Genomic DNA, 21,013 nt, shown 5'->3' on the forward strand with positions numbered 1-21,013 from the left:
ATTGCAGGTGCCCCGGAGCAAGCCGCTTAGTGGTCTTGCGAGGCGATGGAATGGACTACCATGAAATCGCTAACTGTATCTTGAACGGGCTATGGCATCTCTGGACCAGAACACCGTATCGTGATGATGGCCGATGTCAGGATGCTCCAGCGCAGATAGGCTCTCTTTCCCAGCGCAAGGTCGCCCAGGTGCGCGGGATCGCTTGTGCTGACTGTGGTTACCTCTATCCAATACGAGGTGCTACTCCTGTGAGAGGTAAGGAGCGAAGAACACGCATGCTTCCAGGTAACGAGGAGCTGGCACTGTCTTGACTGGTGCCGCTGCGGTCCGCTACCGAGCATGCTGCTGCGTGAAAGGAGGGGTTCGATGTAGCCATCTCCAAGAAACCTTGTTTGAAGTGCTCTGATGTCAGTGCTAGCGGTAATCGTTGCGTGAGTGAACTAGCTCGTCAAGCGGCCTTGGAGACGCATGGAACGTTCACCGGTTGCCCCTCAGGGTTGACAGAGGATAGCTACAGGGCGAAGTTGTGATGAAGTTTCACCAGAAAGTACCCCTTCACCTGGGAAGAAGTGTTTCATCAAATGTTTAAGTTTTGGAAAAAATGATCCGACAACTTACCTCTGAGGCCCGCTAGAGCCTCAAAGCATGGGTGGAGGAGGAGTCGGGTGGATGCGTTGTGCCCTGTCTGTCGCGAGAAAGAGCTCGTCATCATCGAGCTTGGTGTCGGTGATCACGAGGTGGTGTTAGTGAGCTGTGCCGCCTGCGGCAGCCGATGGTGGCGTCGCGATGGGTTCGCGGCCCAAGTTGGCGAAGTCGTAGAGTTGGCGGCCACGAGCGCACGTTCGGGCAACCGAAGAAAGAGCGGAAGGCCCGCTAAAACTGCCTCGTAGCATGCTTGCTCGTACGAACGACGGCTGAAGCCCAGCTTGGGAAGCATGGCTGCGGTGCGCGGCTTGGCTCGTCATCAACATCCGTGGTGGATCCCGAGCACCGGCCGTTGACAATCACCGTCAGCCATCGTTCTCTGCTAGGATCGCCAGTGGTTAGTAGGTCGGCGGGTTGGCTAGACTGCACTGGTTTGGTCCCGCCACACAGCTGTGATGGCGAGTTCATGCGTTTGAACGGTCGTCGTAGCGAAAGAGGGTGAATCCGGCTGATGAGCGATATTTTCAAGGCCTATGATGTTCGGGGGATCGTACCAGACGAACTGAATGTCGATTGGGCACGGGCGATTGGTGCGGCCTTCGCCCAGGTTGTTGCCGCCGATCGAGTGATCGTCGGCTACGACATGCGGCTCTCGTCCGATGCGCTCAAGTCTGCGTTGGTCGAAGGTTTGAACGCCTCGGGAGTAGATGTGATCGATGTGGGACTCGCCTCAACTGATCTCCTCTATTTTGCGAGTGGCAGGCTCGATCTTCCTGGGGTGATGATCACTGCGTCGCACAACCCGGGAAACTATAACGGTATCAAGTTTTGTCGGGCTGGCGCGAGCCCTGTGGGCGCAGAGAGTGGTTTGGTGGAGGTGCAAGAGCTTGCCACCAAGTACCTTGCAACCACTGTTCCTGTCCGTGCAGTGCAAGGAACGTGCGAGCGACGATCGATGCTCGATGAGTACGTCGCCCACGTGCGCGCCTTTGTCGATGTCACGAAGCTCCGTGGCCTCAGAGTCGTTGCAGATACCGCAAACGGCATGGGCGGTTTGATCGTTGGGCCGGTTTTTCATGATCTTGGCGTCAGCCTTGAGGTGATGTACGGCGAACTCGATGGCTCATTCCCCAACCATCCGGCTGACCCAATCCAGCCAGAGAATCTTGTCGATCTCAGGGCCAAGGTTCTATCGATGGGAGCTGATGTTGGGTTAGCCTTTGATGGCGATGCTGACCGCGTTTTTCTGGTCGACGATAAGGCCGCCCCAGTCTCGGGATCGACGACGACGGCACTGATCGCACGCAGAATTCTCAGTCGCTTTCCAGGCGAGACGATTCTGTATAACTTGATCTGTTCGAAGGCGGTGCCTGAGGTGATCACACAGGCTGGTGGAACCGCCATCCGAACTCGTGTTGGCCACTCGTTTATCAAGGCGGAGATGGCTCGCACTGGCGCTATTTTTGGGGGCGAACACTCTGGCCATTATTATTTCCGCGATAACTATCGTGCCGATTCGGGAATGATCGCGGCCTTGACGGTCCTCGAGGAGATCGCCATCAAGGGGTCATCCTTGTCGGAGATGCGGGGTTCGCTGGAGCGCTACTCCGACTCTGGTGAGGTGAACACCAAGGTCCAAGACACCTTGGCCGTCCTTGCGTTTGTTGAGAACGCCTATCAGGGGCGGGCGGTAGTCGATCACCTCGATGGGTTAACGCTTGATTTTGGTGATTGGTGGTTCAATCTTCGACCCTCCAACACCGAGCCGCTGTTGCGTCTCAATCTTGAGGCGCCAACGGATGATGAGGTGTCGCGGCGATCGCATGAAGTTCTTGCCGTTGTGGCAAAAGCGGATTCGGAGGTGATTCGATGACCCTAGATCCGGACTTTGTGGCGATTTTGGCCTGCCCGGTCGATCATGAGCCGCTGCTCTATCTTGCGAGCGAAAGTGCGCTCTACAACCCACGCCTCAAACGCAAATATCGTATTGAGGATGATATCCCTATTCTCCTGATTGAGGAGGCCGAACTCGTCGACGACAAGGAGCACGTTCGGCTCTTGGAGCTTGCGTCTGACAAATCACCGCAGACTGAAGGAGAAGATTCGTAAGTGTACGTCGATTCACAAGGCATGTGGGAGGCCACACGGATGCTCCCCGAACAGATGGAAGCAGCACTCTCCCAGGTCGCTTCGGTGTGCGATCTGCCCAACAAAGACCACATCGAACACGTCGTGGTCGTCGGGATGGGAGGGAGCGGGATCGCAGGAGATGTCGCACTCGCCGCCGCGGCTCCGTTCATGGCAATCCCGATCACGATTGTCAAAGGATATGAGCTTCCGAGCTACGTCGGCCCACACTCGCTGGTGATCGCCGTCTCCTTCTCGGGCAATACCGAGGAGACGCTTGAGGTGGTTGCTCATGCGATCGATCACGGGGCAAAGTGTGTTGCTGTGACCTCCGGTGGTGAACTCGCACGGTTGGTGGAGGAGCGGGGATGCTGCGTCGTTAGTGTCGACGGGCGCATTCCCCAGCCACGAGCGGCTTTTGGCGCACTGTCGGTATCGGTACTTGGCATTCTTGATCAGGTTGGACTCTTCAAAGGCGCAACGGGTTGGATCAACCTCGCTATCACGCGGCTCAAGGAGCGACGCGACGAACTCGACGCCCCTGATTCGATGGCCGGCGCGATCGCCGCCGAATTGAAGGGCACCATCCCGATTATCGTCTCCTCTGGTCCACTCGGCCAGGTTGCGGCGATGCGCTGGAAGGCCCAGATCAACGAGAATGCGAAGGCACCGGCGTTCTCCTCGGTCTATCCTGAGGCCTGCCATAACGAATTGGCGGGATTCGACGCCTACCCAGAGCTTCTGGCGCGCGATCTCTCTTTGGTGATTCTTCGCCACAACTATGAACACCCCCAGATTGCGCGCCGTTACGAGTTCGCAATGAAGACGATCGGTCCTCGTCTCGCGCACTGTATCGAGATCGAGGGACATGGTGTTGGCGAGTTGGCAAACCTCTTCGATCTGACCTTTGTCGGTGACTATGTCGCCCTCTCACTCGCTGGGCAGCTCGGTATCGATCCGGGTCCGATCACGATTCTTGACAATGTCAAACGTTTCCTGGCGGGTGCAGCAGCGGAATAGCTGATCGCGCGCGAGCGTATCTGGCTACGTAAGCCCTGGTTCTCACGGTTGCTCGTGGTAGCGACCACACCATCGGGTAGAGTGGATGACACCATACGTAGTTGTGCTAAGAATCGTCGCCTCCTGACTATCGGGAGGACCGTGATAACAGGAATAGGACCAAGAGAGAGGTAACCAGTGGAGTACGACATCAGCGATATCAGTGAGGCAGACGCCGGGCGTCAGCGGATCCTTTGGGCCGACGGACAGATGCCGGTCCTCACTTCGATCCGTGATCGGTTCGCAAAGACCAAACCCCTTGCTGGGATTACCATCGCGGCCTGTCTGCACATCACGACGGAGACAGCGAATCTTCTACGAACGCTCCAAGCCGGCGGTGCTGAGGTCGTCGCCGCGGCCTCGAATCCTCTTTCGACTCAAGATGATGTAGCGGCCTCGTTGGTCAAGCACGATGGCATTGCTGTTTTTGCTCGACGTGGCGAGGATACCCAGACGTACTACTCTCACATCGATGCGGTGCTCGATGCAAAACCACAGGTCACCATGGATGACGGCTGCGACCTGGTGTCACGCGTGCACCGTGAGCGTCCAGAGCAGGTATCGAGTATTTTTGCGGGCACTGAGGAGACGACGACGGGTGTGATTCGTTTGCGCGCCATGGAACAGGCGGGCTCGCTTGGCTACCCCATCGTTGCGGTCAACGATGCGAACACCAAGCACATGTTTGACAACCGCTATGGTACCGGACAGTCGACCCTTGACGGAGTGATTCGGGCTACCAACATGTTGCTCGCCGGAAAGGTCATGGTGATCGCTGGTTACGGCTACTGCGGCAAGGGTGTGGCCTCGAGGGCGCGTGGCATGGGTGCCCAGGTCGTCGTCACCGAGATCCAGCCGCTGCCGGCGCTCGAAGCGGTGATGGATGGCTTTGCAGTGATGCCAATGGCTGAGGCGGCACGGATCGGCGATATCTTCATTACCGTTACGGGCAACCGTGACGTGCTGCGGCCAGAGCACTTTCGTGTGATGAAGGACGGCGCAGTGTTAGCAAACTCGGGCCACTTCGACGTTGAAATCGACCTCGCTGGCCTGACGAAGATGACGACTGGTGAGCGGCGCCGAATGGTTCGCCCGATGGTCGAGGAATTTCTTGTCCGTGGTGATGACGGCAACGATCGGCGAGTCCAGGTGATCGCTGAAGGGCGTTTGGTGAACCTCAGTGCGGCAGAGGGCCACCCAGCATCGGTGATGGACATGAGTTTCGCTAATCAAGCGCTGAGCGTAGAGTGGCTAGTGGCTCACCGAGGTGAGTTAACCGCTCAGGTCTATGATGTCCCGAGTGAGATCGATGCCTCTGTTGCAGAGCTCAAACTCGCCTCCATGGGAGTCATGCTCGATGAGCTGACCGCGGCCCAACGGGAGTACCTCGCGTCGTGGACCGACGGTACGAAGTAGGACCGACCGGAGCGCGTACTGGGGCCACGGACGAGGATCTCCATGATGGACGATCACCGGTGGTGACCAGTGGGATGTTCTCTTCGCGATATGCAGATAGATGTGGTAAGTGAGCCAGCAGGCAGAAGGAGATAATGAGATGCAGGTTGAGTACCGTTGCAAGGGCTGTGTGATTAGCGATGATTCCAAGGCTTTGATCGAGGACCGGGTCCATCGCCTCAGTAAGTACCTCGGAGAGGTCGACCGCGCAGAGGTATTCTTCGAACGCTCGCAAAATCCGGCCCAGAGTGACAAGGTACATGCGGAGATCACCCTTCGGCTCGCGAGTACCGTGGCTCGTGCCAAGGGTGCTGCCGACGATGAGCTGGCCGCCTTTGATCGTGCGGAACACAAGTTGGCACATCAGCTCGAGAAGCTGAAGGGTCGTCTCCTGGCGCGCAGTCACCCACACCATCGGACGGACAAGGTTGCGGATCTCTCACAACTCGATGAGGTGCCCCAGATTGTGCGTTCCAAGGCCTTCGAGCTTGAGGTGCTGGATCCCGAGACAGCGGCGGTCCGCATGGAGCTGCTATCGCACTCGTTCTATCTCTTTATCAACTCGTTGACCGAGCGTTCCGCCGTCGTCTATCGTCGCGGAGACGGCTCCGTTGGATTAATAGATCAGGCTGAGGTAGCCGATCCTTCCTGAGGGACCAAGGCTAGACTGCTGTAGTGCTTGGAGCCACCGGGAGTTGATATGGGTATAATCGATCGAGTTTTAAAAACAGGTGAAGGCAAAAAGGTCAAGCGCCTTGCTGACGTCGTTCCTCTGATCAACGAGCTCGAGCCCGAGTTCGAGCAGCTGACCGATGACGAGCTCAGAGGCAAGACGGATGAGTTCCGGGATCGTCTCGATGCAGGTGAGACCCTTGAGGATCTCTTGGTCGAGGCGTTTGCCACCGTCCGCGAGGCGGCCAAGCGTGCCATCGGTCAGCGCCATTATGACGTCCAGCTGATGGGTGGAATGGCACTGCATTTTGGATGGATTGCTGAGATGAAGACGGGTGAAGGAAAGACACTGGTCTCGACGCTGCCGGTCTATCTCAATGCGTTGACCGGGCGAGGTGTCCACCTCGTGACGGTGAACGAGTACCTCGCCGCCCGTGACTCGGTGTGGATGACCCAGATCTACGATCGGCTCGGCATCAGTGTGGGGCGGGTGACCGCCGACATCAGCGATCCCAAACTCAAGCGTGAGGCCTATGCGCGGGATGTGACCTATGGCACCAACACCGAGCTCGGTTTCGATTACCTGCGCGATAATATGGCGACCACCCTCGACGATATGGTGCAACGCGGCCATGCCTTTGCCATTGTCGATGAGGTTGACTCCATTCTGGTCGATGAAGCGCGTACGCCGTTGATCATTTCGGGTCCATCGGCGCAGTCCCCCGAACTCTACTACAAGTTTGCGGGGGTGGCGCGTACCCTCAAAGCGGGGGTTGACTACGAGGTCGATGAAGAAAAGAAGATCGTCATGACCACCGAGGAGGGGATCGGGAAGGTAGAGAAGGCGCTCGGGGTCGAGAATCTCTATGACATCTCTGCCATGACCTATCTCCATCAGCTCAATCAGGCGCTTCGGGCGAAGGATCTCTATAAGCGGGACAAGGACTACATCGTCGACAGAGGTGAGGTCAAGATCGTTGATGAGTTCACCGGCAGGATCCTTGAGGGTCGCCGATGGTCCGACGGTCTCCATCAAGCGGTGGAGGCCAAGGAGCGTGTGCGGATCCAAGAGGAGAACCATACCTGGGCGACGGTGACGCTGCAAAACTACTTCCGTCTCTACGAGAAGCTTGCTGGGATGACGGGTACCGCCGAGACCGAAGCCGCTGAGTTCGCCTCGACGTATCAGTTGACCGTGGTCCCTATTCCCACCAACAAGCCCGTGATCCGTACTGACCACGGTGATCTCATCTTCAAGACCGAAGAGGCGAAGTTCAACGCCGTCGTCGATGATATCGAGGCCCGATTTGAACGGGGACAGCCGGTACTGGTTGGCACGATCTCAGTGGCCAAGTCTGAACTCCTCTCCAAGCTGCTCAGCGCTCGATCCATTCCTCACGCCGTACTCAACGCCAAGCAGCATGCACTCGAAGCGGAGGTGGTCTCCCAGGCTGGTCGTCTCCACGGGGTGACCGTGGCGACGAACATGGCCGGCCGTGGCGTGGACATCCTCCTCGGCGGGAATCCGGATCGGCTTGCCCTCTCTGAGCTGATGAACAACGGTGTTGACCCCGAGAGTGAGGAGGGCCAACAACACTTTGCCGAGGCGCGGGAGAAGTACACCCAAGTGTGTGCCGAAGAGGCCGAACAGGTTCGCCAACTCGGCGGGCTCTACGTGATCGCGTCGGAGCGACACGAGTCAAGGCGTATCGATAATCAGCTTCGTGGTCGCGCTGGTCGCCAAGGCGATCCTGGGGAGAGTCGTTTCTATCTTTCGCTTGAGGACGAGCTGATGCGGCTCTTCGCGGGGGGTGGCGTGGTGAACTGGGTCATGAGCAAGGCCTTCCCAGAGGATCAGCCGATCGAAGCCAAGACGGTTTCGCGCGCCATCGAACGCGCACAGGCCGCGGTGGAGGCCAAAAACGCCGACATCCGCAAGGATGTTCTCAAGTACGATAAGGTCCTGGATGAGCAGCGCAAGGTTATCTACGAGCGCCGCCGTGAGATCCTCGCTGGCGAGGATCTCAGTGAGTTCACGATCGCTTCCTTGTCGCGGGTGATTGACCGACTGGTGGAGACCTATCTCCCAACGGACTATGAGGACAACTGGAACCTCGATGAACTTCTTGAGCAGGTAGTGTTGTATTGGCCGACCGCCTTCGTCGTCGAAGACCTTCATCAGGCGACGACAAAATCCCAGGTGTCTGCCTCGTTGCATGCGGAGGCATTGGAGTACTACCAGGAGAAATCTGCCAGTCTTCCGCTGGGACCGGATGAGGAGCCTGGGGCACCAGCACGTGAGATCGAGCGCCAGGTACTCCTCTCGGTGGTCGATCAGCACTGGCGTGAACATCTCATCGATATGGATTATCTCCGCGACGGGATCAATCTCCGTGCGATGGGACAGCAGGACCCCTTGGTTGCATGGCAACAAGAGGGTTATGACATGTTCCAGGAGCTGATGAAGCGGATCGAGAATGACTACATCCGCTATGTGCTCCAGGTTCAAGTCGTTGGTCCCGAGACTCAAGGTGTTGATCTCGCACAGGCGTCCTATTATGGGGCCACTGACCCTGGCGACGTCAACCTCTTGGAGTCGTTCCAGGCAGCACAAAGTGCGGTGGCGGTGGCAGAACGGCCGATCGAGGATGTTGAGGTGAACGCGACGCTTGTCAAGTCTGAAGAGGAGCGAATCGGCCGCAACGATCCCTGTTATTGTGGCAGTGGGCTCAAATACAAGCACTGTCACGGCAAGTGAGTGACGTCAGCGACCGGTTAGGAGTGCTTGAGGATCGACTTGGAGCGGCTCGCCGGTATCTCAAGATTGATGATGCTGAGGTCCAGCTCCAAGAGCTCGAGGCGGAGATGGCCGCCCCTGAGTTCTGGTCCTCTCCGGAACAGGCGCAGCAGGTATCGCGCCGCTACACCCAGATGCGAGAGGACGTTACGTTGCTCGAGGCCATCGAGCACCGTCTTTCGGATGCGCGAGTGCAGGCCGAGTTCCTTGAGCAAGGTGATCTTGAGTTCGCCGATGAACTTGAGGAGAACCTCTCCTGGGTGAGCGCACGCCTTGCAAGCCTGGATATTCGGGCCCTCCTATCGGGAGAGTTCGACGAGGGTGACGCGATTGCGGAGATTCATGCTGGTGCGGGCGGTACCGATTCCCAGGACTGGGCGGAGATGATGTTGCGCATGTATGAGCGTTACGCGGGTGAGGCGGGGTTCAGCTTCGAGCTTGATGAGGTGACGCCCGGTGGTGAAGCGGGCATTCTCTCCGCTACCTTCATCGTGAAGGGTCGCTACGCCTATGGGTTACTCCAGGCGGAGCGGGGGGTGCATCGGCTCGTTCGCATGTCACCCTTCGACTCCCAGCACCGACGCCATACGAGTTTTGCCTCCTTTGAGGTGACACCGCTCATGGATGAGTCCTTCGAGGTGGAGATCGACGACAAGGAGTTGCGAATTGACACCTATCGCTCCTCCGGAGCGGGTGGACAGCACGTCAATGTGACCGACTCAGCGGTGCGCATCACCCATCTGCCGACTGGGATTGTGGTCTCCTGTCAGAATGAGCGGTCCCAGTTGCAGAATAAGGCGAGGGCGATGCAGATTCTCGTATCCAAGCTTGAGCAACGCCATCGAGAGGAGTTCCGCGCACAGATGAGTGCGATCGGCGGCCCCCAGTCCGAGGTGAGTTGGTCCAACCAGATTCGTTCGTATGTTTTGGCGCCCTATCAATTGGTCAAGGACCATCGTTCTGGTTACGAAGATCATAATGTGACGGAGGTGCTCGATGGAAGGATTGGTCCATTTATCCAGGCGTTTCTCGAATGGCGTCGAGCAAATGACAGTGATTGAGACTCGGAGCAATGATTCGGGTGTTAGGATATGTCGAGACGGTCGAGCTGTCCGTGCCCCCGGGTATGGATCCGGTCGATGCAAAGGAGTTCTTGAGTGATCAAGTTTGAAAATGTCTCCAAATCATACTCCAAGGGTAGTTCCGCGGTGCGGGACATCTCCTTTGAGATCGATCGAGGAGAGTTCGTCTTCTTAATCGGGTCATCTGGTTCGGGTAAGACGACCTTGATCCGGTTGATGATCCGCGAAGAGAAGCCAGACGATGGTACCATCTGGGTCGCCGGCAAGAATCTGGTGACGATGCCCAACTGGAAGGTTCCCCACTTTCGCCGTAACGTCGGCGTCATCTTCCAAGATTTCCGTCTACTTCCCAATAAGACGGTGGCACAGAACGTGGCCTTCGCTCTCCAGGTGATCGGCAAGCCCAACCGATTCATCGCCACCCAGGTGCCCCAGATCCTTCGTCTGGTCGGTCTTGAGGACAAGATGGAGCGCTTCCCACACCAGCTCTCTGGTGGCGAACAGCAACGAGTGGCGATTGCGCGCGCCTTTGTCAACCGGCCATTGATCCTTCTTGCTGACGAGCCTACCGGCAATCTAGACCCCGATACCAGTTGGGGCGTGATGAACCTCCTCGAGCGCATCAACCGGACTGGTACTGCTGTGGTCATGGCGACCCATGACGTGGGCATCGTCGACTCCATGCGGCGGCGTGTGATCGAGATCGACAATGGTCACCTCAGCCGAGATCAGGTTCGTGGCGTCTACGGGTTGGGTGTGTAAGGGGCAATGTCAATCAAGTATTTTGCCGCGGAGACCGGCACAAATCTCTGGCGCAACCGGCTGATGTCGCTTGCAGCTATCTTCACTGTGGCGATCTCCCTCTCCCTAGTGGGTTCAGCGTTGCTGATCAAGCAGGGAGTATCTACCGCAACGGCCGAGTGGAAGGGGAATGTACAGCTACTGGTCTTCCTCCAGCCGAAGATCTCTCCGACCGAGTTCGCTGCGGTCGAGGATCAACTGCACCAACTCCCAGCGGTGAAGAGCTTCTCCTATGTCCCTCGAGCACAGGCGTACGCTGATTTTCGGAGGCTCTTGGCGAATCAACCAGATCTGGTGAACGCGGTACCTGAATCGGCGGTGCCCACGTTTTTGCGGGTCTCCTTGGTGAATCCAGCGGAGACGAGGGCGGTCGCGGCGATCTTTCAGGGGCAACCGGGTGTTGATACGGTCAATGACAACTTCTCGGCGATCAACACCATCACGACGGTCTCGAATGTAGCCCAGACGGTGATCTTGGCTGTCGCGATCATACTGTTGGTATCAGCTGCGGTGTTGATCCTGAACGTCATCAGGGTGGCGATCTTCTCCCGACGCAGGGAGGTGGCGGTGATGCGCTTGGTGGGAGCGACAAACTCCTTCATACAGATCCCATTCATGCTTGAAGGGCTGGTGCAGGGCTTGATTGGCGCGTTGGTCGCAACCGGGGTAGTGATCCTGGTGAAGTCGCTCATCGGGTACGCCATTTCGCACTTTCGCATGCATCTCCTTGAAGGCTTCGTCCTGACGAGCCACAATCTCATTGAGACGATCGCCGTGATCGTGGTGGCCGGTGTCGTGGTGGGGACGCTCGGTTCCACCATTGCGGTACGCCGTTTCCTCGCTGCCTAATACCGAAACCAGTCGGTCGTCGTGGACGACAGAGAGGTGTCCGTCCTTGGCGCTCTGATTCGACCAGGGACGCGTGATCTTGATCAGGACGACGAGATCTTGGGCCGCCACTTGGTAACAGGTTCGAGAAAATTGTCCGAGTAAGTCGCGAGGATGGGTGTTGTCTATGGCCTGAGCCACAACACTGGGTCTGCTGGGTCATAGCTCGATGTCGATTCCTGGGCGTCAGGATCCTCCGGATCGTGGTGATGATGAGGGGGCTTGTCCTCCTCTTGACTGGTCGGAGGATGAAGGGTGCCCAGGTGCCGCTCTCAATCAGGACTGCTCAATCAGGACTGCTCAATCAGGACTGCTCTAGTGATGTGACACTGGCGGAATCGGCCATGTGACAGGTAACTGGAAAGGGGGCCACCCTTTCAGGCAGCCCCATTCCGTTCGGTCCGATAGTGCTATCGGTCTCGTGCCGTGGAGGTGGCGGGAGTCGAACCCGCGTCCCTTGGCGCTTTCATGATTCTTCTCCGAGCGCAGTCGGGTTTTTGATCGATAGTGGTGCCACCCGACGGACTTCACTACCGTTTTCTTGATTGATGTCCTCCAAGAGCCTCAAGAAGAGCCGAAAGGAGTGAGCGTCTGTTTATAACGCCCCATTCAGGTGTCGACGCGACCACCTGAGGGGACGTCACCGGGTTTTAAGCGGCGAGTGCGAACGAAGGTTCGGCATTTATTTTGTTTTCCGGCTTTTTAAAGTGCCTCCGGAGAGCACTGCTCGCTTCTCTCACAAAGTCGTCCAAAGTCGAATCCGGTACACCCCCTTTCAGCCCTCTATCCTAGTCGGTTGTACGGGGGAGATGAATGCAGCCCCTCATCGATAGGTAGCGTGGAGCCTCTTCATCTCCATGGCGGCGTCGCGCTCCTGGAGTACATGGCGCTTGTCGTAGGTGGTGCGTCCGCGGGCGAGGGCGAGTTCGACCTTGGCGAGGCCATTTTTGAAGTAGACCGACAGCGGAATCAATGCCAGCCGGTCCTGTTCGAGCTTGCCGGTGAGTCGGTCGATCTCAAAGCGATGGAGAAGGAGGCGCCGAGTGCGCTCTGGGCTGAAGGCGCCAAAACCAGTGGCCTGGGCATAGCTCGCGATGTTCATCTTGAGCAGGAGGACCTCGCCGCCCTCGATGCGTGCATAGGAATCGCGCAGCTGCACGCGGCCTGCTCGAAGCGATTTTACCTCTCCCCCCACCAGCTCGATTCCGGCCTCGAATGACTCAAGAATCTCGTAGTCGTGACGGGCACGACGGTTCTGGGCCACGACTCTGTTGCCAAAGCTGGCGGCATCTGGTGTCTTCTTTTTTTTCGTGCTCCGAGGCATTATCAGTCACAATCTAAGGATGGACGGGTTCTGGTTGGTACGCTGGTCACGATGGTGGAGATGCAAACCGTAACCCGAGACATCATCCTAGCGCATTGCATCCAGGAGTACCCGCTCGAGGCATGCGGTCTCTTGATTGGCGATGAGCATAGGGTGCTACAGGCCTTTCCGGCTCGGAACGAGGCTCGTTCTGCCCGAGTCTTTGTGGCAGATCCCCAGGATGTTATGCACGCTCGCGAGTCCGCTGTTGCCCAAGGGTTGCGAGTTGTTGGTGTGTATCACTCACACACCAACTCCGAGGCCTTTCCGTCCCCCACGGATGTCGCGCAGGCTCCAGACCCGTCATGGTGGTATGTCGTAGTCTCCCTCGCGCGCCCACTCGCAGAGATGCGCTGTTTCGTGATCAACGGGGGGCAGGTGGTCGAGGTCCAGATTGGGGAGGCGATGACGCTGTCGTCCGGTTCCCAGTCGTGACGGTGCCATGGCTCGCGCGCGAAGTGCTTACCGAGGGGGCCCGCAGCCTCGACGAGCCGACGGCTGACTACTTCTTCGGTGCGGCCGACCGACAGCATCTGATGAGGATGAACTATGGGGCGTGGCAGCAGTTTGCACTCGCACCCACCTATCTGCAGCGACCGGCGAGCGTGGATGACGCCGTTGTCTTTCGAGGTCGAACGCTCGATACTCCATTGACGATAGCGCCGGTAGCGTTTCAGTCCTTGCTCAACCCGGCAGGCGAACCTGGTCTGGCTTTTGCGGCTGGGGTGGCAGGATTTGGTTACACAATCTCCACTCGATCGAGTCGCCGGCTTGCGGCGATTGCGGAGGCGTTCGACCTCGGTCGACGCATCGAAGCTCATGAGATCGAGGGGCTCGGCCCAGTTCATCGGGAGCTTCTTGCCGGGTTTGGTGACCAACGGCATGGTGAACTTTGGCTTCAGGTCTACCAGACCCAGGATCCCGCTTTTGCTCGTCAACTCCTCGCTACCGGTGCACAGATAGGGGTGCGGGCAGCAGCCCTGACCATCGATACCCCCTACCTCGGTGCACGACACCGTGATCAGCTACATGACTTTTCCCCGATCGTACGGCTACGCGAGGTGCTCGCCCCCGAAGATCAGGATGGTCCTGCCTTTGGGAATGGTTTCACTCCCGACGCGATCGACCAGGTGCACGATCTTGATCTTGTAGGCTTTTTCGATCAGTGCCAGGGGCGGGGAATCGATCCCATGATCAAGGGGGTGCTCTCGCTTGCTGATCTCGAAGTGATCCAGGGGCTCCCGCCAATGTCAGTGGTGACCCCTTGGGTCTCCAATCATGGTGGGCGACAGAGTGATCTGCTCGCAACGACGGCTGAGGCACTGGCCCTCTTCGCCCCCCAAGTTCGTGAGCATGACTTTGTGGTCGATGGTGGGATTGCCCACCCAACCGATGCCCTCTGCGCGCTGGCGCTGGGCGCGCGGGTGGTTGCGCTTGGCCGTGTGGCGATGGCTGCCTATGCGCTTGGAGGCGTGCTCGGGGCGGTCGAGTACCTGATCGAGTTCCGAAGCCAGCTTCGTCAGCAGCTCGGTATCTTGGGCTACGGCGGACTCGGATCGATTCCAAGGGACTGCGTTCTTCCCAGGCGCTTGGGTGTATGGGGTTCGCATGGGTGAGCGAGCCGTTGAGAGTCGGGCCAATGTCGAGGGACCAGGTGATCCACTCCTTCATCCAAGAGAGGTCATCGCGGTTTTTGACTCAGGTTTCGGTGGGCTCAATATTCTCGAGGGACTACGCGATCTGCTCCCTGGGGAGCACTTTGTCTATCTCGGGGACTCTAAGCGTTCCCCATATGGGGATCGGGCACCTGCTGAAGTGCTTCAGTTTTCCTTAGAGATTTTTGCGTATCTGCGAGCTCGCTATCGGCTCAAGTTGGTCGTCGTCGCCTGCAACACCGCGTCGGCGATTGCGCTCGAAGCACTCAAGGCGACGAGCGATGTCCCCGTCGTCGGTGTGATCGACGCAGCGGTTCGGGCCATGACCCAGGCGACAGAGAACTCTCGTGTCGGAGTCGTCGGGACCGCTGCAACGATTGCTTCTGGGGTCTATCAGCGTCGCCTGGCGCATCAGGCGGTTACGGCGATCGCCTGTCCCGGGCTTGTCGAGTATGTCGAGGCGGGTGCCATCGATGACCCTGCGCTCCTCGATCGCATGCGCACCCTTATGCGACCGCTGAGGAGAGCTGGAGTCGACACATTGCTCCTCGCCTGTACCCATTATCCCTACCTCGCCGCGCAGTTTCGAGCTGTGCTTGGCGAAGGGGTGATGCTCATCTCGAGTGGTGAGGAGACCGCTTTTGAGGTTCGGGAGTTGTTGACGGAGGCAGGTCAGGTCAAGGGACGGCCAGGGGTCGTGGAACCAGTAACGTTCTTGTGCACGGGATCGGTCGTCGATTTCCAGGAGGTTGGGAGACGACTCTTTGCAGGCGATCTTGACTCAGTCGAACATGTGCATGTGGACGCACTGTCCCAGGGTCTCCTGCAGGGGCATCAAGCCCCAGAAGACATTGCCTTCGCATCGGCACGGACGCTCACGACCAACAGACAAGAACCTACAAGCTCGGGTCATGGGCGACCCGAGGATGAAAAGGAGTGTACGAGTGGCCAAGCGTCATGATCAACGAGATCCATCCGAGCTTCGAGCAGTTGCCATCACGCTGGACTACACCGAGATGGCACTGGCGTCGTGTCTGATCGAGGTAGGTAAGACCAAGGTGATCTGTAGTGTCTCGGCGGAGGATCGCGTTCCGCCTTGGCTTCGCGGCAAGGGTTCCGGATGGCTCACTGCTGAGTACGCGATGTTGCCAGCAGCGACACGTGAGCGCACTCCACGGGAGGCCGTAAAGGGGAAGCAGGGTGGCAGGACGGTTGAGATACAGCGGCTCATTGGGCGTTCGCTGCGGTCTTCGATCGATCTGCGTAGGTTAGGCGAGATTGAACTGGTGGTGGACTGTGATGTGATCCAGGCCGATGGCGGTACCCGTACTGCTTCAATCACCGGTGCCTCGCTGGCTCTCCGGCTGGCGCTCAAGCGCTTGGAGCAAGCTGAACGGGTGCGAGCAGGGGTTCTCTTGAGCGCACTTGGTGCGATCTCCGTTGGTATGGTCGATGGTCAACCGGTGCTGGATCTTGACTATCGCGAGGACTCCTCCGCTGAAGTCGATATGAATGTGGTCATGAACCGTGAGGGTGAGTATGTCGAGATACAGGGCACCGCTGAAGGGGCGACGTTTTCGAAGACGCATCTGGTTGACCTTCTTAAACTCGCCGAGTCAGGGATCATGGAGCTGATCGCGTTGGGCGACGAGGCACTCGCCGCCTATGACGCAGGCGCTTGAGGATGCGATGAGTGTCATCAAACTTGGCTTAGTCACCAGTAACGACAACAAGTTAGCGGAGCTCGCTGATCTGTTGCCAATGGGATATGAAGTCGCGCGCCTCGATCGAGGTGAGGTTGAAGAGACGGGTTCGACCTTCGAGGAGAATGCTACGCTCAAGGCAGTTGCCGGGCTCAGCGATTGCGCATTCGCCCTCGGCGAGGACTCTGGACTCGAGGTTGAGGCGCTCGGAGGAGTCCCGGGAATCTATTCAAAGCGCTATGGGGATTCTGATGCGGAACGGATTGAGCGACTCTTACGCGAACTGCAAGGAGTCGAGGACCGGGAGGCACGCTTCGTGACCGTGATTGCGCTGGCCCGACGAGGGGCAACGACGGAGCTCTTTCGGGGCGAGGTCCAGGGCACCATTGCGCATACGCCAAGTGGTGGGCATGGCTTTGGGTACGATCCGATCTTTCTCCCCGATGAGGGTGATGGCCGATCCTTTGCACAGATGACCCGGGAGGAAAAAGGACGCATCTCACACCGAGGTCGTGCCTTGGCCGCACTGATACAACGTCTTGAGGGCCTCGCTGATCTCGGAGCAGACCACTCCGGAACGTAGGCTTTGCTGTTGGTCATCTTTGACGGCGCGGTCGGGCCCATCGGCTGTTGTGGTGCGGGCGGGGAGACTCGAACTCCCACGTCTCTCGACACAAGGACCTAAACCTTGCGCGTCTGCCAATTTCGCCACGCCCGCTTCGGTGGTGATCCTAGCGGATGAAAGCTGGGATCAGTTCCATCGGCTGTGGACAAGATGAGCTGGGTTACCTTGTGCGAGTGAACTTTGCCAGTCGCTCGTCCGATTAACCTAGATCCCATGGATCATACTGACCTCACTGCCGGTTCTATCGCTGACTTGAAGGATGCTGCTAACGCCGATCGGGGTGGCGACGTCTATCAGCAGCTCTTAAAGGAGCGCATTGTTTTCTTGGGAGCGGAGGTCAATCAGCTGACGGCCAACGCGATCTGTGCTCAACTCCTGCTGCTTGCTGCTGAGGACGCTGAGAGAGATATCTCTTTCATCATCAACTCTCCTGGCGGATCGATCTATGATGGCCTCGCCATCTACGACACCATGCAGTATGTGAGCTGTGACGTCTCGACGATCACGATCGGTATGGCTGCTTCGATGGGTCAGTTCTTGCTCTGCGCAGGGGCCCATGGCAAGCGATTCGCCTTGCCACACGCTCGCATCCTCATGCATCAGCCGTTGGCACAGATGCAGGGCCAAGCAGCCGATATCGCCATCCAGGCAGAGCAGATCATGTATCTAAAGCGCCAGCTTGCGGAGCGTATCTCCTTCCACACCGGCCAGCCGGTGGAGAAGATTCAGGCGGACTCCGAGCGCGACCGTTGGTTTACCGCCGATGAGGCGCAGGAGTATGGTTTTATCGATCAGGTGATCCGAACGAACTCCTACGGTGCCCCTGCGAGCGGGTCCGACTCCTAGTGAAGACCGACCACTCCGGACCGGTGCCTGAACCCTCGGGTTATCAGCGAGATCGGGAGCTGCCGATTCATCTCGTTCGTCCTTCGATGACGGTCCCGCAGCGGATCGTCAATATCTGGAGATATCGCGATCTGTTAAAGGACCTCGTCGCCAAGGAGATCAAGGTCAAGTACAAGGACTCGGCGCTGGGATTCATCTGGAGTCTCCTGAATCCGGCGATGTTCATCCTGATCTATTACATCGTGTTCCAAAAGATCCTGAAGAACGGTATCCCGTTGTTTGCGATCTACCTGGCCACGGGGCTCTTGGCTTGGAATCTGTTCCAGTCTGGCGTCCTCGGTGCAACGGGCTCGGTCGTCAACAACAGCGGATTGGTGAAAAAGGTCTCGTTCCCTCGGGAGATCCTGGCACTCGCTTCGGTTGGCTCTGCCTTTATCTTCTTTCTCTTCCAGACGGTGGTGTTGGCGATCTTTCTCGTCGTCTTTCGGGTTGCGCCGAGTCCGCATTTCGTGTGGCTCGTGCCCATTGCGCTGCTTGCGTTGTTGATGTTTGCCTCGGCGTTGGCGGTGTTGTTGTCGGGGATCAATGTCTACCTTCGGGACATGCAGCACCTCATGGAGATTCTGCTGCAGGCTTGGTTCTGGGCGACACCGGTGGTCTATCCGTTCATGGAACTCTCCAAACAGTTGAAGGCACATGGTTTGACCTGGCTTTATCTAGCTAATCCGACGACACCGGTGGCACTTACTTTTCAACGAGCCTTCTATGTGAAAGCGAACCCGCTTGGCACCAATGGGTCGATTGTCCATATCCTTCCTAGCTATGGTCCCATGTGGTACTTGGCGGTCCTTGGGACCATCATCGTTCTGAGTTTTATCTTCTTCCTGGTCTCTGTCTATATTTTCGGTCGCCTGGAAGGAAACTTTGCAGAGGAGTTGTAGTGTCAACTGCAGTCGAAGTAGTGTCGGTCTCGAAGACCTTCCGACTCTTTCAGGAGAAGTACACCTCCCTCAAGGAGAAGGCTATTCATTTGGGCAAGGTGCCCCACGAGGTCTTTCCGGCACTCTCGGATATCAGTTTTGAGGTCGAGCAGGGGGTAACCCTTGGCTTGCTCGGTCACAATGGCTCTGGCAAGTCAACGCTGCTTAAGTGCATCGCTGGCATTTTGACACCCTCGGCGGGTGAGATTCGGATTCGTGGTCGCATTGCGGCGATGTTGGAGCTTGGGGCTGGATTCCATCCAGATCTCTCTGGACGGGCGAACATCTATCTCAACGCCGCGCTCATGGGCCTGTCTCGTAAAGAGGTTGATGCACGCTTTGATGCGATTGTCGAGTTCTCGGAGTTGGGCGGCTTTATCGAAAACCAAGTCAAGTTCTACTCCTCAGGGATGTACGCACGCCTTGGTTTCGCCGTGGCTGTCAATATGGATCCCGACATTCTCCTCGTCGATGAGGTGCTCGCGGTGGGAGACGCCAATTTCCAGCTCAAGTGCTTGGCAAAAATTCGTGAGTTTCAGGAGGAGGGTCGGACGATCATCTTCGTGTCACACTCGCCGGACCTCGTTCGCGCGGTCTGCTCCACCGCTTTCGTCCTTGATCACGGCCGGCTTGTCGGTCAGGGTCCGACGGCCGAGGCGGTCGCGCTGCTCCAGAAGTTCCAGCTCTCGGGTTCTGGCCTGAACCATGATCCAAGCACCGAAGATCACCGCCTCGAGGCGGCTATCAGCCGCGACATCCATCTCAGCTCTATGATGATCAACGGTGTCGATGCCGATCGGGGTGTTGAACTGGCGGCGATGAGCCAGGTGGAGCTGGCGATCGTGATCGAAGACGTCGCATCGCTCGCGGGTTCCTGTCATATCGAGGTGCTCTTCTATAGCCCTGCTGGTGTGGCGCTGATCCGTGCCCATACCCGGGAGATGGAGATGGAGCCGGTGATCGTCCGTGGGACGGTGGAGGCCGTGGTGCAGTTCAGCTCCCTACCGCTGGCCGTGGGTTCCTATTCGATCCAGGTCAACCTCTATCACCCCCAGAGTGGGATGATGATAGAGAGTCGCCGCTGGGATAACGGCCTCATGATCGTCGGTGGTCAAAAAGGCGTTGGCGGACTCATCGCGGCCGAGGCGAACGTCTTTGTCAATGAGGTCTCAAGCCGGCACTTCCTGTAGCCGAGCTGGACGCTTGAACATCGGCAGTTGATGCGCTATCAGCACTAGCGGTTGGTAGCACTGGTCGATCGTCAGCGCTAAACCGTAGTTCCCCCCAAACCACCCCTCTTCTACCCCCAAAGTGACCCCCTATGAGGGGATTGTTGTCTGGGTGGGTCAGAAGTGTAGGCATGTATTCTCAGGAATGAGTGAGATTTGTTGCTCATGGCTTTGACACATATGCGGTAGTGATCTAGAATAGTACGCATGTATGTGGCCAAGGTTCCCAATCGTAACTCCCCGCCGGCCATGCTGTTACGAGAGAGCTACCGCGAGAATGGGAAGGTAAAGACCCGGACGCTCGCTAACTTGAGCCACTGGTCACCTGAGAAGATCCAAGCACTTCGATCGGTCTTGGCGAACCAACCCCCAAAGGCAGATCTGGGCGAGAGCTTTGAGATCACCCGGAGTCTTCCCCATGGCCATGTGGCCGCGGTTCTTGGAACCATCCGTAACCTTGGCCTTGATACCCTCATCGATCCTGTTCCCTCAAGACAACGTGATCTCGTCCTTGCGATGATCATCTCCCAGGTGATTCGTCCCTCCTCAAAGCTCGCCTGTGCGAGGGGACTACGAGCAGAGACGGCGACGAGTTCACTCGGTGAGGTGCTCTCAGTCTCGGCAATTGATGAAGATGACCTCTACCATGCCATGGACTGGCTAGGTCCCAAGCAAGCACATATCGAGGATCAACTTGCCAAAGAGCACCTCCAGAACGGAATGTTGGTCCTCTATGACATGTCATCGGCTGCCTTTGAGGGAAAGACCTGCCCACTTGGTAAACGGGGTCACCCAAAGGATGGGGTGAGGGGAAGACTCCAGATCGTCTATGGGCTTCTCGCTACCAAGGAGGGAATCCCTGTAGCGATTGAAGTCTTTCCCGGCAATACCGGGGAACCAACGACGATTGCCAAACAGATCGAGAAGTTAAAGACTCGCTTCTCACTCTCAAAGGTAGCCCTCGTCGGTGACCGGGGACTCCTGACCCAGGCACGCCTGAGAGAGGACCTTAACCCCCAACAGGTCGACTTCATCACCGCACTGCGTGCTCCCCAGATTCGCGCTCTGGTCAAGGACGAGGCAATG

The 21,013-nt window shown here is 57.7% G+C and carries 20 protein-coding genes, 1 tRNA gene, 1 other RNA gene and 1 pseudogene; 20 read left to right on the plus strand and 3 right to left on the minus strand.

Annotation, left to right across the window (positions count from 1 at the left end):
- The first annotated feature begins 50 nt into the window (after positions 1-50).
- The 11 genes from M7Q83_RS12300 (at position 51) to M7Q83_RS12350 (ending at position 11,487) form a co-directional block, all read left to right on the plus strand.
- Complete coding sequence (locus M7Q83_RS12300; protein ID WP_298339277.1) at positions 51-311, plus strand: hypothetical protein; 261 nt, start codon at positions 51-53, stop codon at positions 309-311.
- Positions 312-665: 354 nt separating this feature from the next.
- Positions 666-890 carry a hypothetical protein gene (locus tag M7Q83_RS12305; protein ID WP_298339279.1) on the plus strand — a complete coding sequence of 75 codons (225 nt, stop codon included), beginning with the start codon at positions 666-668 and terminating at the stop codon, positions 888-890.
- A gap of 266 nt (positions 891-1,156) precedes the next feature.
- Positions 1,157-2,518, plus strand: coding sequence for a phosphomannomutase/phosphoglucomutase (gene manB, locus M7Q83_RS12310; RefSeq protein ID WP_298339281.1), 1,362 nt, complete (start codon positions 1,157-1,159; stop codon positions 2,516-2,518).
- Positions 2,515-2,754 (plus strand): Trm112 family protein, encoded by a 240-nt coding sequence (locus M7Q83_RS12315; protein WP_298339283.1) that lies wholly within the window; start codon positions 2,515-2,517, stop codon positions 2,752-2,754. Before manB ends, M7Q83_RS12315 begins: the two co-directional genes overlap by 4 nt.
- Entirely contained in the window at positions 2,755-3,792 is a 1,038-nt protein-coding gene (locus M7Q83_RS12320) for a bifunctional phosphoglucose/phosphomannose isomerase (RefSeq protein WP_298339285.1), read from the plus strand.
- Positions 3,793-3,969: 177 nt separating this feature from the next.
- Positions 3,970-5,247, plus strand: coding sequence for an adenosylhomocysteinase (gene ahcY, locus M7Q83_RS12325; RefSeq protein ID WP_298339287.1), 1,278 nt, complete (start codon positions 3,970-3,972; stop codon positions 5,245-5,247).
- A gap of 139 nt (positions 5,248-5,386) precedes the next feature.
- Positions 5,387-5,938: a ribosome-associated translation inhibitor RaiA gene (gene raiA / locus M7Q83_RS12330; protein WP_298339289.1), complete on the plus strand. Its 552-nt coding sequence runs from the start codon at positions 5,387-5,389 to the stop codon at positions 5,936-5,938.
- Positions 5,939-5,986: 48 nt separating this feature from the next.
- On the plus strand, positions 5,987-8,716 hold the full coding sequence (gene secA, locus M7Q83_RS12335) for a preprotein translocase subunit SecA (protein ID WP_298339292.1): 2,730 nt from the start codon (positions 5,987-5,989) through the stop codon (positions 8,714-8,716).
- Positions 8,713-9,816, plus strand: coding sequence for a peptide chain release factor 2 (prfB, locus tag M7Q83_RS12340; protein ID WP_366526418.1), 1,104 nt, complete (start codon positions 8,713-8,715; stop codon positions 9,814-9,816). Before secA ends, prfB begins: the two co-directional genes overlap by 4 nt.
- Positions 9,817-9,912: 96 nt before the next feature.
- Positions 9,913-10,599: a cell division ATP-binding protein FtsE gene (gene ftsE, locus M7Q83_RS12345; RefSeq protein ID WP_298339294.1), complete on the plus strand. Its 687-nt coding sequence runs from the start codon at positions 9,913-9,915 to the stop codon at positions 10,597-10,599.
- A 6-nt stretch (positions 10,600-10,605) separates the two neighbouring features.
- Positions 10,606-11,487, plus strand: coding sequence for a permease-like cell division protein FtsX (locus M7Q83_RS12350; RefSeq protein ID WP_298339296.1), 882 nt, complete (start codon positions 10,606-10,608; stop codon positions 11,485-11,487).
- A 463-nt stretch (positions 11,488-11,950) separates the two neighbouring features.
- On the opposite strand, the gene ssrA is transcribed toward M7Q83_RS12350, so the two are convergent.
- Positions 11,951-12,299, minus strand: a transfer-messenger RNA (tmRNA) gene (gene ssrA / locus M7Q83_RS12355).
- Positions 12,300-12,349: 50 nt separating this feature from the next.
- Entirely contained in the window at positions 12,350-12,850 is a 501-nt protein-coding gene (gene smpB / locus M7Q83_RS12360) for an SsrA-binding protein SmpB (protein WP_298339299.1), read from the minus strand.
- 51 nt (positions 12,851-12,901) lie between these two features.
- On the opposite strand from smpB, the gene M7Q83_RS12365 reads away from it, so the two are divergent.
- The 5 genes from M7Q83_RS12365 to rdgB are packed head-to-tail and all read left to right on the plus strand — an operon-like array spanning position 12,902 to position 16,830.
- Positions 12,902-13,324 (plus strand): M67 family metallopeptidase, encoded by a 423-nt coding sequence (locus M7Q83_RS12365; protein WP_298339302.1) that lies wholly within the window; start codon positions 12,902-12,904, stop codon positions 13,322-13,324.
- Between the two features lie 23 nt (positions 13,325-13,347).
- Entirely contained in the window at positions 13,348-14,505 is a 1,158-nt protein-coding gene (locus tag M7Q83_RS12370) for an alpha-hydroxy acid oxidase (RefSeq protein ID WP_298339304.1), read from the plus strand.
- Positions 14,498-15,505: a glutamate racemase gene (murI, locus tag M7Q83_RS12375; protein WP_298339307.1), complete on the plus strand. Its 1,008-nt coding sequence runs from the start codon at positions 14,498-14,500 to the stop codon at positions 15,503-15,505. The genes M7Q83_RS12370 and murI overlap by 8 nt, the downstream gene beginning before the upstream one ends.
- Complete coding sequence (gene rph, locus M7Q83_RS12380) at positions 15,489-16,226, plus strand: ribonuclease PH (RefSeq protein WP_298339309.1); 738 nt, start codon at positions 15,489-15,491, stop codon at positions 16,224-16,226. Before murI ends, rph begins: the two co-directional genes overlap by 17 nt.
- Positions 16,210-16,830, plus strand: coding sequence for an RdgB/HAM1 family non-canonical purine NTP pyrophosphatase (gene rdgB / locus M7Q83_RS12385; protein ID WP_298339314.1), 621 nt, complete (start codon positions 16,210-16,212; stop codon positions 16,828-16,830). Before rph ends, rdgB begins: the two co-directional genes overlap by 17 nt.
- 50 nt (positions 16,831-16,880) lie before the next feature.
- Here the strand turns inward: rdgB and M7Q83_RS12390 are convergent.
- Positions 16,881-16,965, minus strand: a tRNA-Leu gene (locus tag M7Q83_RS12390).
- A gap of 120 nt (positions 16,966-17,085) precedes the next feature.
- Between M7Q83_RS12390 and M7Q83_RS12395 the strand changes: the two genes are divergently transcribed.
- The 4 genes and pseudogenes from M7Q83_RS12395 to M7Q83_RS12410 all read left to right on the plus strand — a co-directional run.
- Positions 17,086-17,718 carry an ATP-dependent Clp protease proteolytic subunit gene (locus tag M7Q83_RS12395; RefSeq protein ID WP_298339316.1) on the plus strand — a complete coding sequence of 211 codons (633 nt, stop codon included), beginning with the start codon at positions 17,086-17,088 and terminating at the stop codon, positions 17,716-17,718.
- Positions 17,718-18,659: an ABC transporter permease gene (locus M7Q83_RS12400; protein WP_298339318.1), complete on the plus strand. Its 942-nt coding sequence runs from the start codon at positions 17,718-17,720 to the stop codon at positions 18,657-18,659. Before M7Q83_RS12395 ends, M7Q83_RS12400 begins: the two co-directional genes overlap by 1 nt.
- Positions 18,659-19,888 (plus strand): ABC transporter ATP-binding protein, encoded by a 1,230-nt coding sequence (locus M7Q83_RS12405; protein ID WP_298339320.1) that lies wholly within the window; start codon positions 18,659-18,661, stop codon positions 19,886-19,888. The genes M7Q83_RS12400 and M7Q83_RS12405 overlap by 1 nt, the downstream gene beginning before the upstream one ends.
- A gap of 246 nt (positions 19,889-20,134) precedes the next feature.
- Positions 20,135-21,013: pseudogene (locus tag M7Q83_RS12410) on the plus strand (IS1634 family transposase); the annotation flags it as partial.

The organism is Ferrimicrobium sp. (assembly GCF_027364955.1).
Classification (GTDB): Bacteria; Actinomycetota; Acidimicrobiia; order Acidimicrobiales; family Acidimicrobiaceae; genus Ferrimicrobium.